General features: G+C 54.7%; 18 protein-coding genes and 1 riboswitch. Of the genes, 5 read left to right on the top strand and 13 right to left on the bottom strand.

Annotation, left to right across the window (positions count from 1 at the left end; genetic code table 11):
- Positions 1-19: 19 nt before the first annotated feature.
- Positions 20-1,018, bottom strand: a complete 999-nt coding sequence (locus AABB29_RS11350) for an ABC transporter substrate-binding protein (protein ID WP_341366800.1) — start codon at positions 1,016-1,018, stop codon at positions 20-22.
- Positions 1,019-1,097: 79 nt separating this feature from the next.
- On the opposite strand from AABB29_RS11350, the gene AABB29_RS11345 reads away from it, so the two are divergent.
- The gene (locus AABB29_RS11345) at positions 1,098-1,490 is read left to right on the top strand and encodes a RidA family protein (RefSeq protein WP_341366801.1); all 393 of its coding nucleotides are present in this window, start codon (positions 1,098-1,100) and stop codon (positions 1,488-1,490) included.
- A gap of 335 nt (positions 1,491-1,825) precedes the next feature.
- On the opposite strand, the gene aroA is transcribed toward AABB29_RS11345, so the two are convergent.
- From aroA to miaB, 9 genes are all read right to left on the bottom strand, one after another.
- On the bottom strand, positions 1,826-3,178 hold the full coding sequence (gene aroA, locus AABB29_RS11340; RefSeq protein ID WP_341366802.1) for a 3-phosphoshikimate 1-carboxyvinyltransferase: 1,353 nt from the start codon (positions 3,176-3,178) through the stop codon (positions 1,826-1,828).
- 58 nt (positions 3,179-3,236) lie between these two features.
- On the bottom strand, positions 3,237-3,965 hold the full coding sequence (gene trmB / locus AABB29_RS11335) for a tRNA (guanosine(46)-N7)-methyltransferase TrmB (protein WP_341366803.1): 729 nt from the start codon (positions 3,963-3,965) through the stop codon (positions 3,237-3,239).
- Between the two features lie 40 nt (positions 3,966-4,005).
- Positions 4,006-4,659, bottom strand: coding sequence for a hypothetical protein (locus AABB29_RS11330; RefSeq protein ID WP_341366804.1), 654 nt, complete (start codon positions 4,657-4,659; stop codon positions 4,006-4,008).
- 100 nt (positions 4,660-4,759) lie between these two features.
- Positions 4,760-5,941 (bottom strand): methionine adenosyltransferase, encoded by a 1,182-nt coding sequence (metK, locus tag AABB29_RS11325; RefSeq protein ID WP_373636509.1) that lies wholly within the window; start codon positions 5,939-5,941, stop codon positions 4,760-4,762.
- A gap of 7 nt (positions 5,942-5,948) precedes the next feature.
- Positions 5,949-5,996: riboswitch (SAM-SAH riboswitch) on the bottom strand.
- 33 nt (positions 5,997-6,029) lie between these two features.
- On the bottom strand, positions 6,030-7,586 hold the full coding sequence (gene lnt / locus AABB29_RS11320; protein WP_341366806.1) for an apolipoprotein N-acyltransferase: 1,557 nt from the start codon (positions 7,584-7,586) through the stop codon (positions 6,030-6,032).
- Positions 7,522-8,412: a hemolysin family protein gene (locus AABB29_RS11315; RefSeq protein ID WP_373636508.1), complete on the bottom strand. Its 891-nt coding sequence runs from the start codon at positions 8,410-8,412 to the stop codon at positions 7,522-7,524. Before AABB29_RS11315 ends, lnt begins: the two co-directional genes overlap by 65 nt.
- Before the next feature lie 7 nt (positions 8,413-8,419).
- The gene (gene ybeY / locus AABB29_RS11310; RefSeq protein WP_341366807.1) at positions 8,420-8,938 is read right to left on the bottom strand and encodes an rRNA maturation RNase YbeY; all 519 of its coding nucleotides are present in this window, start codon (positions 8,936-8,938) and stop codon (positions 8,420-8,422) included.
- Complete coding sequence (locus AABB29_RS11305) at positions 8,935-9,948, bottom strand: PhoH family protein (protein WP_341366808.1); 1,014 nt, start codon at positions 9,946-9,948, stop codon at positions 8,935-8,937. Before AABB29_RS11305 ends, ybeY begins: the two co-directional genes overlap by 4 nt.
- A gap of 164 nt (positions 9,949-10,112) precedes the next feature.
- Positions 10,113-11,429, bottom strand: a complete 1,317-nt coding sequence (gene miaB / locus AABB29_RS11300) for a tRNA (N6-isopentenyl adenosine(37)-C2)-methylthiotransferase MiaB (RefSeq protein WP_341366809.1) — start codon at positions 11,427-11,429, stop codon at positions 10,113-10,115.
- 111 nt (positions 11,430-11,540) lie between these two features.
- Between miaB and AABB29_RS11295 the strand changes: the two genes are divergently transcribed.
- A complete protein-coding gene (locus AABB29_RS11295) occupies positions 11,541-12,407 on the top strand; it encodes a hypothetical protein (protein WP_341366810.1) in 867 nt (288 codons plus the stop codon).
- Here the strand turns inward: AABB29_RS11295 and AABB29_RS11290 are convergent.
- The 3 genes from AABB29_RS11290 to irrA form a co-directional block, all read right to left on the bottom strand.
- On the bottom strand, positions 12,346-12,891 hold the full coding sequence (locus AABB29_RS11290; RefSeq protein ID WP_341366811.1) for a transposase: 546 nt from the start codon (positions 12,889-12,891) through the stop codon (positions 12,346-12,348). The two genes, AABB29_RS11295 and AABB29_RS11290, sit on opposite strands and share 62 nt — an antisense overlap.
- A 57-nt stretch (positions 12,892-12,948) precedes the next feature.
- Complete coding sequence (locus AABB29_RS11285) at positions 12,949-13,683, bottom strand: hypothetical protein (protein ID WP_341366812.1); 735 nt, start codon at positions 13,681-13,683, stop codon at positions 12,949-12,951.
- Between the two features lie 71 nt (positions 13,684-13,754).
- On the bottom strand, positions 13,755-14,171 hold the full coding sequence (gene irrA / locus AABB29_RS11280; protein WP_341366813.1) for an iron response transcriptional regulator IrrA: 417 nt from the start codon (positions 14,169-14,171) through the stop codon (positions 13,755-13,757).
- A gap of 160 nt (positions 14,172-14,331) precedes the next feature.
- Here irrA and fabA point away from each other — a divergent pair, with 160 nt between their 5' ends.
- The 3 genes from fabA (at position 14,332) to AABB29_RS11265 (ending at position 15,743) form a co-directional block, all read left to right on the top strand.
- Positions 14,332-14,841: a bifunctional 3-hydroxydecanoyl-ACP dehydratase/trans-2-decenoyl-ACP isomerase gene (fabA, locus tag AABB29_RS11275; protein ID WP_341366814.1), complete on the top strand. Its 510-nt coding sequence runs from the start codon at positions 14,332-14,334 to the stop codon at positions 14,839-14,841.
- A 387-nt stretch (positions 14,842-15,228) separates the two neighbouring features.
- The gene (locus AABB29_RS11270; RefSeq protein ID WP_341366815.1) at positions 15,229-15,462 is read left to right on the top strand and encodes a hypothetical protein; all 234 of its coding nucleotides are present in this window, start codon (positions 15,229-15,231) and stop codon (positions 15,460-15,462) included.
- On the top strand, positions 15,459-15,743 hold the full coding sequence (locus AABB29_RS11265) for a transposase (protein WP_341366816.1): 285 nt from the start codon (positions 15,459-15,461) through the stop codon (positions 15,741-15,743). Before AABB29_RS11270 ends, AABB29_RS11265 begins: the two co-directional genes overlap by 4 nt.
- The last annotated feature ends 272 nt before the right edge of the window (positions 15,744-16,015 follow it).

Genomic DNA, 16,015 nt, shown 5'->3' with positions numbered 1-16,015 from the left:
AGCCAGCCCCGACACTGTCTTAATTTGCGATTTCCATGCCCAGCCCGTTACCGACAAAGTCTGTCGTGTAGGCAGATTGGTAATCAAGCCCGGCTTCGATCACGCCAGCTTCGACCATCTTGTTATAGAAATCCGCGATCTTTTCATCAGTCATAACACCGATGCCAAGCTCTTCGGCGTCACCCGACAGCACGATCCCATTTTCGATCATTTTCGCGATAGCAAAGTCAATCTTGTCATCGGTCATTTCAGGATTGTCCGCCTTGATCATCTCGCGGGCGGCGGCGTTGTCACCATATAGGAAATTATACCAGCCCAAGATCGACCCTTCGACAAAACAGGTTACCTCTTCGGGCTTCTCTTCAATGGTCGTCGCCATTGTTTCGATGGTCGTCGCATAGGTGGAATATCCGGCATCAGCGATCAGGAAGACACTTGGCTCAAACCCGCCTTCTTTTTCCACCAGATAGGGCTCTGATGACAGGTAACCCTGCATCCCGGTGCCGGTGTCAGCCAAGAACGGTGCGGGGTTAAAAGTATAGGGTTTACGCTGCTCATCGGTGAAACCGTAAGCCGCCATCATCCATTGATAAAAGGATTGATAGCCATTGTCGCCGATCAGAAGTTCCAGGTCTTTGAGGTCCTCAAAGGTCTCGGCCTGGCCGGGATGGGCCAAGATGACCTGCGGATGCTTTTGGAAGCTCGCAGCCACCGCGACGACCGGGATACCCTCTTTCACAGCGTTAAAGGCTTGCAGCAAATCGCCGCCCATATGGTAATCAATCCGGCCCGCCAACAGTAGCGCGCGGTTGTTTACTTGCGGGCCACCCGGAACGATCGAAACGCTCAGACCGCAAGCCTCATAGGTCCCGTCAGCAACCGACTGGTAAAAACCGCCATGTTCGGCCTGGGCAAGCCAGTTCGTGCCAAATGCAACCTCTGTCAGGTGACCGTCAGCGAAGGCGCTCGTCGCTGCCAATGTCGTGGCAGCTGCGATATATGTCAGTTTTGATGTCATATCAGGTTCTTTCTTGCGAAGGGTTTCGTTTCAGGTTTGCATTGCGGCAAGCAGAGCTGGCCGCAGAGAAAAGGAGCGCATGATGATCAAAAGCCTGACGCCGCAAGGGATGGCGCCGCCATTCGCCAGATACGCGCATGGGGTATGTGCCGATGGCATTGTTCTGACCTCGGGCCAGTTGGCCCTGAATATTGACGGAACCGTGCCCAAGGGGGCCGAGGCACAGGCCAAACTGATCTTTGCGAATATCGATCTGATACTGACCGAGGCTGGAGCCTCTAAGGCCGGCACCTTGCGGATCAACGCCTTTGTGACGGATCGGGCGCATATGGCGGGATACATGGCGGCGCGGGATGCCTGGCTTGCCGATGTGCCACATCTTCCTGCGTCCACGCTGATGATTGTCAGCGGCTTCACCCGCCCTGAATTTCTGGTCGAGATTGAGGTCATGGCCCAGACACGCCCAGCTTAGCTGTGCATCATTTGCGCAGGGAACGGGGCTCATTTTGCGAAGGCACCCCGTCCTAAGGACGCCTTACGCCGCCCAATCGGACACATAAGGCCTGTTGCGCTGAAATTTTGCACTTCGTTACCCTCAAAAATCTGGACGATCATCCGCCCAAACCAACCAGATCAGGTTAGAAGGACCGGTGACTTAGTCTAATTTTGAGGCATTAACTTTTTCGGGGTCCAGTTGAAAATGATCGAAAAAACAGCACACCAGCGCCATCAGCCCAAAAAATAGGCTGGGTTCGGCGCATTTTTGCGGCAATCGGCTACAAATCTGATTCCGAATTTTGCGGCCTTTTAGCCGTTTGTTCGCACCAATTGCGCGCCAAGATTGCCCATGAGCCACTCAAAAATCGGGAAAGATGTAGCGATGGGTGATCCGTCATCAACGCTCATGGGTTTTTGCGTCGCCATTCCCATAACCATGAATGCCATGGCGATGCGGTGATCAAGCTGACTGGCGACGGTTGCGCCGCCCGGCACGTTACCATGCCCAAGCCCATGCACCTTCCACCAATCATCACCTTCATCGACGCTCACGCCAGCGGCCCGTAGCCCTTTGGCCATCGCGTCAATCCGGTCGCTTTCCTTGACCCGCAGCTCTTTCACGCCCTGCATATCCGTGACGCCTGATGCAAAAGCCGCAACAACGGACAGCACTGGATATTCATCAATCATGCTGGCGGCCCGCGCAGGCGGCACGGCAATCCCTTTCAGATCAGGCGAGAATTTTGCACGAAGGTCGGCCACGGGCTCGCCCCCTTCTTCGCGCATGTTTTCATAGGTCAGATCGGCACCCATTTCTTGCAGGGTCGTAAAAAGGCCCGCGCGTGTTGGGTTCAAACCGATATTCGGGACCAAGACATCAGAACCAGGCGTTATGATCGCAGCGCAGACCGGAAACGCAGCCGAGGACGGATCGCGCGGGACGACAATGCTTTGCGGTGTCAGCTCGGGTTGCCCGGTAAGCGTGATGACCCGCCCCTCATCAGTGTCTTCGACGCTAAGTTCAGCCCCAAAGCCTTGTAACATGCGCTCAGTATGATCGCGGGTTGCTTCCTTCTCGATGACGATCGTCTGACCAGGGGCATTCAGACCCGCCAGTAAAACCGCTGATTTCACCTGCGCAGAAGGCACGGGAACTTCGTAACGCGCCGGGATCGGCTCTGCTGCACCCACAACGGTCATGGGCAAACGGCCGCCTTCGCGGCCAAAGGATTGCGTGCCAAACAGCGTCAGCGGGTCCGTCACGCGGCCCATCGGGCGTCCATTCAATGAGGCATCGCCTGTATAGGTCACCGTGATCGGGCAAGTCGCAGCAGCCCCCATGATCAGGCGCACACCGGTGCCTGAATTGCCGCAGTCGATGACTTGATCAGGCTCTGCAAAACCGCCGACACCGACGCCCTGCACAGTCCATTCACCGCCCCCATGATCGGTAACGGTCGCACCAAATGCGCGCATCGCCTTGGCTGTATCCAACACATCCTCGCCTTCAAGCAGGCCGGTGATATGCGTTTCACCAACACAGAGCGCGCCCAGGATCAGCGAACGGTGCGAAATAGACTTGTCGCCGGGCACATGCGCCTCGCCCTTAAGCGGGCCGCAAGGGCGTGATGTCATCGGAATGGGGCTGCCGTGGCCGGACATAAAACTGTTCCTTATCGCTATCTTGCGGCCTGATACCCCAGGCTGAGATCAGGGTCCATCACCTGCTGCGTGAAGGATCGCGCCGAAATGTCAGATAATGCGGCGTGCGCCCTTCGCGTAGGGCTTTTTGCTCGTAACGTGTCGACAGCCAATCATCCCAAGGTGTGCGCCAATCGTCCGGACGCTCTGCAAGCCATGTAAACCCGTGACGCGGCACCTGTTCGAGCGTTTGACGCACATAATCGGGAATATCTGTCGCCACGCGCAATTCTGCCCCGGGCTGCATCACGCGATGCAGCGGTTCCAAGTGCTCCGGTGTAACAAATCGCCGACGGTGGTGGCGCTTTTTCGGCCAGGGGTCCGGGTAATTCAGAAATACCTTGCTAAGTGTCTGATCCGGCAGCACATCAAACAAATCACGCACATCACCTGGATGAACACGTAGGTTTTCCACCTCAGCTTTACGAATTTTCCCCAACAGCATTGCAACGCCATTGATGTACGGCTCGCACCCGATAAGGCCGATCTGCGGATAACTCTCAGCCATATGCACCAGATGCTCACCCCCGCCAAAGCCGATTTCAAGCCAGACGTCTTTGCTGCCAAAGACGGCATCTAGATCAAGCGGAACGCGCTTTGGGTTTTCGTCCCACGTAATGGGTCCCGGTGATAGCGGGGCCAAATCATTTTCAAGATATTCATGCTGGCTGGCGCGAATAGTCTTGCCCTTGAAACGCCCATAGAAATTGCGCCATGGGGCGCCAGAGGGATGTCGGTCATCAGTCATGGCTGGGCCTTAGCAAGCGACGCCGTGCGGTGCAATCAGCTCAGTCGCGTAAAACGCCTGCGTCTTCCAGTTCTGAACGGGTCGGATACCACATAGCGGGGCGGTATTTCTTCGCCTCAATCGCAAAGAGCGGGTCAACCCCGCGTGAAATCATATATTCCAGATGTGCAGCCGTTTCATGTTGGGTATCTTGATAAAGCCAAGAGGCAAAATCATACGGCGTCCGCCAATTCTCCTCATCCCGCCATTCTTTAAAGTAGCTTTCAATCCCCTCGTCGGTCCAACCATATTGATGAAAACCTATGCTTGAGCCACGCGCCATCTCTCTGTTCTGTCCGGCCAAGAAGATATTGACGCAGGAACTACTGCATTCACCCTCTACACGGGTGTTCAGCCCGAAATCCAGAACGATACGGGCCATTTCATTACCGGCCCAGACGGACCCACCGCCGCTGTTCAATTCCAACGTCTTGATGTGCGGCTGACTACGCAAATACCCGCGCAGTTCCTCGACATCAGCCATTTCGATTTCGGGATAGCCACCAACGGCCGCATTATCGCTGTTGTAAATCAGGACTGACCCGCGGAGATCAAATTTACCAGTAACACCGCCCTCAGCTAAGCCAAATTTCTGAGCAGGCAGGTCCGTCGCCACGACGATCAGACCCATGGCAAGGCTCCATATGTGTCTCATGCAGTTTCCAGTCACGTTTAAATCGATAGCCATTACATCGATTTAAACGTGCTTTTTTGTCAACGCCAAGCCCCGCTTTCGAGGCTTCGGCGCGGCTTGATCAGACAGCGCGCTTCAGCGTCTCAACCAAATCTGTACGTTCCCAACTAAAGCCGCCATCTGCATCTGGCTCACGGCCAAAGTGGCCATAGGCTGCGGTCCGCTCAAAGATCGGCTTATTCAATTGCAGATGTTCGCGAATGCCGCGTGGGGTCAGATCCATAACCTGCGCCACGGCCCGTTCAATCGCTTCCGGATCAACGTCGCCGGTGCCGTGGGTGTCTGCATAGATCGACAATGGCTTAGCAACACCAATCGCGTAGCTCAGCTGGATTGTGCAGCGCTCGGACAAACCAGCGGCCACGACATTCTTGGCCAGATAGCGGGCTGCATAGGCCGCAGATCGGTCGACTTTTGTTGGATCTTTGCCGGAAAATGCCCCGCCACCATGCGGTGCGGCACCACCATAAGTATCCACGATAATTTTACGGCCTGTCAGGCCTGCATCGCCGTCAGGGCCGCCAATGACGAAAATACCGGTTGGGTTTACCCACCATTCGGTTTTCGGCGTGATTAACCCATCGGGCAGAGCCTCGCGAATATAAGGTTCGACAATAGCGCGGATGTCGTCGCTACTTTGGTCTTCGTGCGCGTGCTGGGTCGACAGCACAATCGATGTCACCTCGACCGGTTTTCCATTTGCGTACCGCAGTGAAACCTGACTTTTTGCATCTGGGCGCAAAGTCGGTTCCTGACCCGATTTTCGGGCTTCCGCGAGACGACGCAGGATCGCATGTGCGTATTGAATGGGTGCAGGCATCAATGCGTCTGTTTCGGTGGTGGCATAGCCAAACATGATCCCCTGATCGCCCGCGCCTTCGTCTTTATCAGTCGCGGCATCGACGCCTTGGGCGATATGGGCGGACTGCTCATGCAGCAGATTCGTCACCTTGCATGTTGCGTGGTGAAACTTATCTTGCTCATATCCGATATCTTTGATGCATGCGCGCGCGATGTCCTCGACACGGCCGACATAGTCTTTCAGTTTGCTTTTGTCAGATAGGCCGACTTCCCCGCCAATAACCACGCGATTGGTGGTGGCAAAGGTCTCGCATGCGACTCGCGCCTCGGGTTCTTGCGAAAGAAATGCGTCAAGCACCGCATCTGAAATACGGTCGCATACCTTGTCGGGATGCCCTTCGGAAACGGATTCCGATGTAAAAATATAGTCTTGTCGTGCCATGGGGAAGTGCTCCAATAAAATTCACTGCCACGTCAGGAAGCCGTTGTGGCAGAACCATCCACGCGTCTACGGACTTAACCTAGCAAGGTCAATCGCCTTCGCGCCTTGATAAGCCGTAACAACCCAAGGTTAACAAGAACAAAACCGCCAGAAAGGGCCAGTCGCCAAACTGCGCATAAAGTGTCGGCGGCAATGCAGGCGGCAATGCAACATCAAGCGCCCCATCACGGTCCAACCCCAATTGGCTGAGGATCCGTCCTTTGGCATCGATCATCGCACTAATCCCGGTATTCGCAGCACGCACCATGGGCAAACCTTGCTCAATGGCGCGCAAGCGCGCCTGCGCAAGGTGTTGATATGGGCCAGCGGCCTGCCCGAACCACGCGTCATTCGTGATCAACAGCAATAGCCGCGCGCGATCACCGCCATCCGTCAGCTCTTCGGCAAAGATCCCCTCATAACAAATCAGTGGAATGGCTGCGCCAATGCCGGGCAAATCGATCGGACCCGGCACATCGCCACTTGTGAACCCCGATCCAAGATTGCGGGCCAGACCTGCCGCTCCCACGCGCCCCAACAGGCCCGCGCCGGGGATGTATTCACCAAAGGGAACCAGATGCTGTTTATCATAGATCGATTGCACACGCCCCCCGGCATCCATGACCACAAGGCTGTTGTAAAACCGGCGCTCTGTGTCGGCGCGTTGGACGCCAAAGACAAGCGGCGCACCGCGAACCGCCTCTGAAAATAGGCTTAGGTCATCTTCGATATAGTTCAGCAAATAGGGCACAGATGTCTCAGGCCAAACCACCAGATCAGGTGTCGCACCCTGCCCGGTCAGTGTTACGAGGCGGTTCAAAAACACATCCCGGTAGGCCGGGTCCCATTTTTGATGTTGCAAAGCATTCGGTTGGACAATCCGCACAACCGGCGCATCAGCCGCAACCGGATCAGCGGGACCCGGGCGTAGAACGAAAGATACCGTGACCAACAGACCCAGGGTTACAATTCCGATTACCCGAAATCTGCCAGCCAGTGAGACAAGCGCCCAAGCAGCTATCATGCTGATCAAACTAAGAAGATGTGGTCCGCCGAAGGCCGCCAGTTGCGCCAGACCCGTCGAAATCCAAACATGTCCTAACAGCGCCCAAGGAAACCCGGTCAAGATCAAGGAACGCGTTACCTCGGCGATGACAATTGCCAGTCCCAGCATTGGCGCATTACGCAGGGACACACGACACGCGCACCAAGCGGCCACAGCCCAAAAAAGCGCCGCACCTGCCGCCATAAGGCAGATGGCAAACGGCGCCATCCATCCATGACGGGCTATGTCGACCAAGAAGGGCTCAATAATCCAGCGCAGGCTGAACGCGAAATAGCCAATTCCGAACAGCCAAACATGCAAAACCGCCGGGCGCGGTGCAGTCGTCTTACTGTGCAAATAAAGCAAAATGGCCAGGGCAAGGATCGTTGCCGGCCAAATATCCAAAGGCGCTTGCCCCAATCCCGCCAATCCGCCGAGCAGCAAGAAAACGGCGCACCGCTGCCATGCGGGCCGGGCCAACAAGCCGGCAGCGATGTTAGGCACGGGCTGGCGCTGGGTTACAGCGAACACGTAACCGCTTGATCCGACGTGGGTCAGCATCGACCACCTCGAATTCGGGGCCATTGGGGTGCAAGATCACCTCGCCCCGGGCTGGCAGATGCCCAGCCAACAAGGTCACAAGGCCGCCCAGCGTGTCGATTTCTTCCTCATCGATGTCGGCATGTTCGGTCAGCTTGATCCCGATTTCGGTTTCGAAATCATCAAGCTCGGTGCGGGCCTGCGCCAAATAGCAGCCTGGCTTTTCCATCACCCAGCTTTTGGCTTCTTCGACATCGTGCTCATCCTCGATTTCACCGACGACCTGTTCGATGACATCTTCAATGGTCACAAGACCATCGGTACCGCCATATTCGTCAATGACAAGGGCCATATGGGTGCGCTCTGCCTGCATCTTTTGCAACAGCACACCAAGCGGCATGGACGGTGGAACGTAAATCAGGGGGCGGATCAGTTTGCGCAAATCAAGCTCCGGCTGATCCCCGTTAAACCCGTACTGAAGCGCAAAATCCTTGAGATTGGCAAAACCGATAGGGGTATCCAAGGTGCCGTCATAAACAGGCAGGCGGGTCAGACCGCTTTCGCGAAAGGTCTCAACCAATTCATCCTTGGTCGTCCCCAAAGGAATGGCCACAATGTCGGGTTTGGGAACGGCCACGTCTTCAACCCGCATCCGGCGCAGGTTCAGCATACCAAGGACGGCGCCAGCATGGCGCGCTGTGTCGGGGGATACCTCGTCAAGTATCTCTGGCGTTGCGGGGGGGCGAATTGCATCGCGGAGCCTGGCAAAAAGCCCGGGTTGTTTTTCTGTCTGGTCCAGTTGCGCGCTTTGCGCTGCGATAGATGGACCGTCGCCGGTGTCGCCCATTTTTTCCTTACCTATACAGGCCCGTAAATTGAGCCAATCGATCCTTATATGGGTCACAAATACCCAGTTTGCCAAGTATCTCTGTTTCCAACCCTTCCATAAGGGTGGCGTCGCGGTCACGTTCATGATCGAAACCCAGCAAATGCAGGGTGCCATGGATCAGTAAATGAAGTGTATGATCACGCATGGTCTTGTTGGCCGCCTCGGCCTCACGCATGCATGTTTCAAAAGCGATAGCGATATCACCTAATTCACTATCTGGACCCTGCTTTGGTAAATCAGGCATGTCGCCGTCAATCTGCGACGACCGCTCCTCTGACGGCCAACTAAGCACATTTGTCGGTTGCGGCTTGCCCCGAAAATCCGCGTTCAACGCAGCGATCCGCGCATCATTGCAGGCCAACACACTGATTTCATAGGCATCCGGCAGCATGCCAAGCCTACTTAAGACAGCGTCCGAAGCGATCTGAGCAAGCTCAGCGATATCGCCCCAACGCGTCTCTTCGACCACACAGTCAACACTCACTCGGGCTTATCCGCCTCATACGCTTCGATAATCGCAGCGACGAGCGGATGCCTGACGACATCTTTTGCGCTGAAATAGTTAAAGCTGATCTTGGGAATATTCTTAAGCAGCCGTTCGGCATCCGATAGCCCCGAACTTACCCCGCGCGGCAAATCGATTTGCGTGCGATCCCCTGTAATCACCATGCGCGATCCTTCGCCCAGACGGGTGAGAAACATCTTCATTTGCATAGTGGTGGCGTTTTGCGCCTCATCCAAAACGACAAATGCGTTCGACAAGGTACGTCCCCGCATAAAGGCCAAGGGCGCAATTTCGATGATTTTCTCCTCGATCATCTTGGCAGACTGCTTGCCAGGCAGAAAGTCATTCAGCGCATCATAAAGCGGCTGCATATAAGGATCGACCTTGTCCTTCATATCACCAGGCAAATAGCCCAGCTTTTCACCGGCCTCTACGGCAGGACGGGACAGGATGATCTTATCGACATGGCCGCTGATCAACATATTCACGCCCACGGCGACAGCCAGATAAGTCTTGCCGGTCCCCGCAGGACCAATGCCAAAGGCCAGTTCCTTGTCGAACAAGGATTTCACATAGGCCTTCTGGGCATCCGTGCGCGGCTCAATCAACTTTTTGCGGGTTTTGATTTCGACCCGGGACGTGTCGCCTTGGAAAAGCTCGATCTGATCATCACCCGCTTGCGGGTCAAACATCGCATCATTTCCCATGCGCAATTCGCGGTCCAGATCACCCGGCTCTAAGCTTCGACCGGATTCAAGACGGGCATATATGGCCTGCAATACCTTTGCGGCATCCATGCGGGACGGCTCATCGCCGATCACGGCCAATTGATTGCCCCGGCGCAGGATCTGCACGCCAAGACTTTCTTCAATCGTGGTCAGGTTGCGATCATACTCGCCGCAAAGATCGATCAGCAGGAAGTTATCGGGAAACTCCAGCAGGGTTTCGGTGACGGTGTCAGCGGGTGGGGTCAGGGCACCAGTGGCCAAGCAGCTCTCCTTTGAGTCTTTACAGACTCATGGTGGCAAGTCTGCAGACAAGGCGCAAGACAGTAGGCCGAATTGTCACCGGAGTGACACATATTCGAGCAGGAAGCATCCAAATATTCAGCATGCCAACGTTGTCGCAAACGAAACCGAGGATTTGAGGATTGCTACGAAACAGGCAGCAATACACCCTTTAGCGAATTTGGGCTATCTTCAACGATTTTGACCATGCATACTTTCCCCAACACGTCTGCGGGCGCCTCTGCATAGACAGCATGCAGATATTCGGACTTGCCGATCATCTGCCCTGTTTCACGGCCAGCCTTTTCGAACAGAACCTTAACCTCGCGTCCAACCATTGCGGCCTGGGTTTGTTGCTGCTGCGTGCGCAATAGGGCCTGCAAGCGCTGCAGACGATCATTCATGACATCATCGGGCAATTGCGGCTTTTCGGCTGCCGGGGTGCCGGGGCGAGTCGAATATTTGAACGAGTATGCCTGACCGTAATGCACATCACGGACCAATTGCAGCGTATCTTCAAAATCATCCTCGGTCTCGCCAGGGAAACCCACAATGAAATCACCAGACAGCAGCAAATCAGGGCGGGCCGCGCGAATACGTTCGATGAGGCGTATGTAACCTTCGGCAGTATGCTTGCGGTTCATTGCCTTCAAAATACGGTCGGATCCCGACTGAACCGGCAAATGCAGATAAGGCATTAGCTTGTCGCAGGTGCCGTGGGCCTCAATCAGGGCGTCATCCATGTCATTGGGGTGCGATGTCGTGAAACGAATACGCTCAAGCCCGTCGACTTTGTCCAGTTCCCAGATCAGCCCGGCCAAGCCATCGTCATGGCCGTGATAAGCATTCACGTTCTGACCAAGCAGCGTGATTTCTCGTACGCCGGCCTCAACCAGTTCTTGCGCCTCGCGGATCACACGATCTGCAGGGCGGGATACTTCAGCGCCGCGTGTATAAGGCACGACACAAAAGGCGCAAAATTTATCGCACCCTTCCTGAACGGTCAAGAAAGCGGTCGGGCCGCGCTTGGCTTTCGCGCGCTTTTTAAGCGTTTCAAACTTGTCATCATCCGGGAAATCCGTGTCGAGCGCCTTGGCGCCCGTCTGAACGGCGTCATCCATCGCAGGAAGACGATGATAGCTTTGCGGCCCAACAACCAGATCGACAAGCGGCTGGCGGCGCATAATTTCTTCGCCCTCGGCCTGCGCAACACATCCTGCAACGCCAATCTTTAAGTCCGGGTTTTCCGCTTTCAACCCCTTGAACCGCCCCAGTTCGGAATAGACTTTTTCAGCGGCTTTTTCGCGGATGTGACACGTATTCAGCAGGATCATATCCGCATCATCAGGGCTTTTGGTCTCGACATAGCCCTTACCGCCCAGCGCCTCAGCCATGCGTTCGCTGTCATAGACATTCATCTGACAACCGTAAGTCTTGATAAATAGCTTCTTAGGCGCGGACATATTCAGACTCTTCATGGCGGGTGGATCGGACGCCTTCTAACGGGTCACAGCTATGCTTGCAATGCGGCGCAAATTGACCGAATTTAGGCGCTCGCTTCGCTGGACCGAATAATGACCCACTATCCTGATCTTTCTGCTTTGAGCGTGGCCTTACGGCAATCTGCCCCGTCTGGGCCGCTGGCTTTGATTTTGATCGAGGATGAGATCGAGATCGAAAGCACAATCAAGCACCATTTAGATTTGGGATTTAGCCAGATTATTGCCTGTGGTGACGGTAACATTGCGCTGCCAACAGGTCTGGATGGACAAATTGATCGGGTTGATTGCGATGTCAGCAGCCCCGACGCGCTGGCCACCTTGGTCAACACCCTGATGCCCGCAATGATCGGCCGCTGGGTTTATTACGGCTACAACGCCGAATATCTATTCTACCCGTTTAGCAAAGACCGAAGCGCCGTTGAAATGCTGGGTTTTGTCACCGAGGAACGACGCAATATTGTCGCAAGCTATGTGGTTGATCTGTATGCGCGTGATCTGGGGACGCACCCAAACGGCGTCTCTACGGATGACGCTTATTTTGACAAATCAGGCTATTATGCCTTGGCCCGACAAGACATCGCCGGCGAAACGCTTGACAGGCAACTTGACGTCTTTGGAGGGCTGCGTTGGCGCTTTGAAGAACATATCGCACAGACACGGCGACGGATTGACCGTGTTTCGCTGTTCAAAGCAAAGCAGGGGCTACTGATGTCTACGGACCGGTTATTCAATGACCCAGAATACAACACAATCGCGTGCCCCTGGCACCATAGCCTGACTGCGGCGGTGGCTTCATTCAGAACGGCCAAGGCGCTGCGCCGCAACCCGGGCAGTCGGCAGAGCATCGATAGCTTTCACTGGCGGCAATCCGAAAAGTTCAATTGGCAAGCTCAGCAACTATTGGATTTAGGTCTGCTTGAGCCGGGACAGTGGTTCTAAGGGGCACTGGTTCAGCGTTTCTTTTGTGTTGTGTCACCGAACTTAACGGCCAGTCACCAACCCTTTTTACCAATCCGGCCTGAACAGGTGCAGTCGCGATAACATGCATATGCCGATCAAAATCCGCAACATCCCGAATCCGATGTTCCCAAAAGCCACGTTGCCAAATACCTTTCTCACCCCGGCGAAACTGACTGGGTGCAACATAGTCGGGTGCGGGTACGTGACGGGAAAAGCCGGATTTGATCAAACGCCAACGCTTCGAAAAATCCGCATCCCCGTCTGGTAAAACCCAAATCATGTGAACCTGACTTGGCAGCACAACCGCCGCCGCGATCTTATAAGGCCAACGCTTCATGCACAGGCGAGTGACACTGCGCAGCAGCTCCACCTCCCGCACAAAAAGGTCGGATGTCATATCCTGCAGGCGGACGGTAAAGAAATAAGTGCCTCCTGGCACATAGCGGCGGGTCTCAAGCGTCATTGGGCAAGCCTGCACCAGCGTGGTTAATTGACGGTAAACACCATCGTAGGATCCGCCTTAAGAACGCAATGGATCATCTTCATCTGGTCCCGGATCGTGGCCCGCCAATTTCAAAATAGCGATATCGGCCCGACCTTTTACAAGCCACGACAAACCAAACGCCCAAATGCCAATTGCCTCAAACCAAAAGACCAACCCATATTGCACCACAAAGACTTGGGCGGCCCCATCACCCAAGATCTTGATCGCCGAAGCCCCGGCAATGCCAATAAGGGAAAGAACAATTGTCCAACCACATAAAAGGTAAATCTTCCGCCGATGTGGTTTTGCCGAGCGCGCAAATTTACTCAAACAAAACACGGCCAAGCAGGTGAAGAAAATCAGAGCCGAAGAATAATGAAAAAGCGGGCTGGCGCCGATGCCCACCAAGTTTTGGGTCATCGTCGCAATCTGGGCCGTCGGACTTTCGTTAGGAAATAATGCAACGCCAAATGCCGAGATCCCCGCGATGGTGCCCAACCAGTCGTCATCAATATAATCGGCCTCAACACGGCCATAGCCGCGATAACAAATCAAAAAAACGCCAATGGCACAAAGGGTCCCGACAAAGATATCGCGGTATGTGGTATGATAAAAATCACTGATAGATGGCTCAATTCGGCGGTAATCCATCAGGCCACCGATGATCAGAACCAGGGGGAGCGCCATGCCCAAAAGGCCCAATGCTGTGCGCACCCGATGATAGGACAGCACCATATCTTCACGATGTTTTTCAGGCACAAAAGGTCTCACGAATTGTCATTATCAAATCCGACTGAAGGATGATGCGACAAACTTGCTTGCGCAAGGCGGGACCGTGAAATTCAGTTCCGGCGTAACCGGATCACCACATCAACGGATGCAATCTCTGCGCCTTCAGGCACATCTGGCAATTTTGAAATTTCAAGCTGCTCAGCAGGTGCATCCGTCAACGTTGCACTATCTTCCCAATAGAAATGCGGATGATCCGTCATATTGGTGTCAAAATAACTCTTGGCGCCATCGACTGTAATTTCACGCATCAAACCGGCATCGCAGAATGCACGCAAAGTATTGTAAACTGTGGCGAGCGACACTTTTTCATCAGCGTCAGTGGCCGCTTCAAAAAGGCTTTCGGCCGTAACATGCCGGTCATTCCCGTCGCCAACCAGCAGATTTGCCAACGTCATACGTTGGCGTGTGGGCCGAAGTCCCGCGCCTGCCAGCCAATTTGCACTACGTTTAGTCTGAGTCTCAGTCATGGTCGCTCTTGCCGCTGCCTCCTGATACAATATGGGACAAATAGGTCTAGGATCAATCGCAAAGAGGCTATAGCGGCATGAATCCACCATTCTCTTGCTCTTACAGAGCCCACAATGCTAGATGGGTGCAATCGTAGCAGACAAAAATGAGACCATTGATATGGCTAACTTTCCTTCCAGTTTTGACAAAGATGACCTGTTGAAATGCGCCAGAGGAGAGCTGTTCGGCCCTGGCAATGCGCAACTCCCCGCCCCACCCATGCTGATGATGGACCGGATCACCGAAATATCGGATGACGGCGGGACGCATGGCAAGGGGCATGTTTTGGCTGAGTTCGACATCACGCCGGACCTTTGGTTTTTTGAATGTCACTTTCCAGGAAACCCAATCATGCCAGGTTGTCTCGGGCTTGACGGGCTTTGGCAATTGACGGGCTTCAATCTTGGCTGGCGCGGCTGGAAAGGGCGCGGAATGGCCGTCGGCGTCGGCGAGGTGCGGCTGACCGGTATGGTGCAACCCGATCGTAAAATGCTGACCTACAAGGTTGATTTCACCAAAGCACTGCAAACCCGAAGACTGACGATGGGTGTCGCAAACGGAACTGTTGAGGCCGATGGGGAAGAAATCTACCAAGTCAAAGACATGCGGGTGGTGCTAAGCGAAGGCTAAGCGTCATCTTCTCGTGTTGTCCAAGCGGCTGCGCTTAATCGGTTCTAAGTCAGGGTCGCGGTGTAGACCGGTCGCATACATAAGCCTGAACACAGCTTAAGTGTTGTGCAAGCCGCATCGTCCCAAAGACCATCCTAAATGAACGCATAGAGCCTGGTACAAACATCGCCTTGTCTGTAGCGACGTTTGTATCTTCCCCAATTGCGACATCGCCACCAATCTGGTTTGTCCCGGCTTCGCCAGTGGTTAATCGTCACCGTGCCCCAAGCCACACCTCAATGCCTCAGATACGCACCTAGCCCCTGCGATCCAAGTTGTTCAAATTTGGAAACCGTTCCAACCGACGTCAGCCGAAAAGGTTCCTCTCTGAACCGTAAATGGGGCACCGTGCGTCAAATCAGCAAACCAAAAATCGCTACGCCAATGTGTCTGTTGTGCATCGTGGATGATTGCGCGGGCGAGGCGCTGGCAACAGTCGTGGATCGTTCCTTGTCTGATGCCCGCATTACCCGTGAACGGGATGAGTTGATCCGCAGGCGCGGCCAGCCCGACATGATGGTCTCCGAGTTGCCAATGGATGCGCCACGGGTCCGAGAGCCATTGGCGACGGGACGAAAATGACATCGCATGCCGTGCTTAGATGGCGCCAGGACACGGACGTGGGCGGGCACTACATCGCGCACGGAAAACCAATGCAGAATGCCTTTTGGGAAAGCTCGAAGGGCCAGCTGCGCGACGAATGCTTGAATGAATACATCTTCGGCAACCTCGCTGAGGCGCGCCGGATCATTCAAAACTGGAGGATCGACCACAATACAGAAACACCGCACACATCTGTAGGCGGGCTGGCTCGGGCCGTCTACGCCAATCTCAACCGTAACACCCCGGCCTGCCTCGCGTGAGCTCCGTAAAGGCTCCGCTCAGCAGGCCTTGACCACAACCAAACCAACAGAAAGTAGCCGGAACGGATTCTACACCTAAGCGGCCCGGATTAGGGGGCTGGGTCAGAAGCAACGAACCACAGTCGTAGTGTGATTGGATACCTTGAACATACCTAGGGTCTATGCACGGTGACAACAATCGACGCAGTTGCTCGCAGGATCCGTTGCCATGTAAAACGAAAATCTATCGGTGCGCGTTCGGCCCTAAACTCGAATGACGGTTTCGCTGCCTC

The sequence above is a fragment of the Yoonia sp. BS5-3 genome (genome assembly GCF_038069655.2).
Classification (GTDB): Bacteria; Pseudomonadota; Alphaproteobacteria; order Rhodobacterales; family Rhodobacteraceae; genus Yoonia; species Yoonia phaeophyticola.
This window is presented reverse-complemented; position numbering and strand designations above follow the sequence as displayed.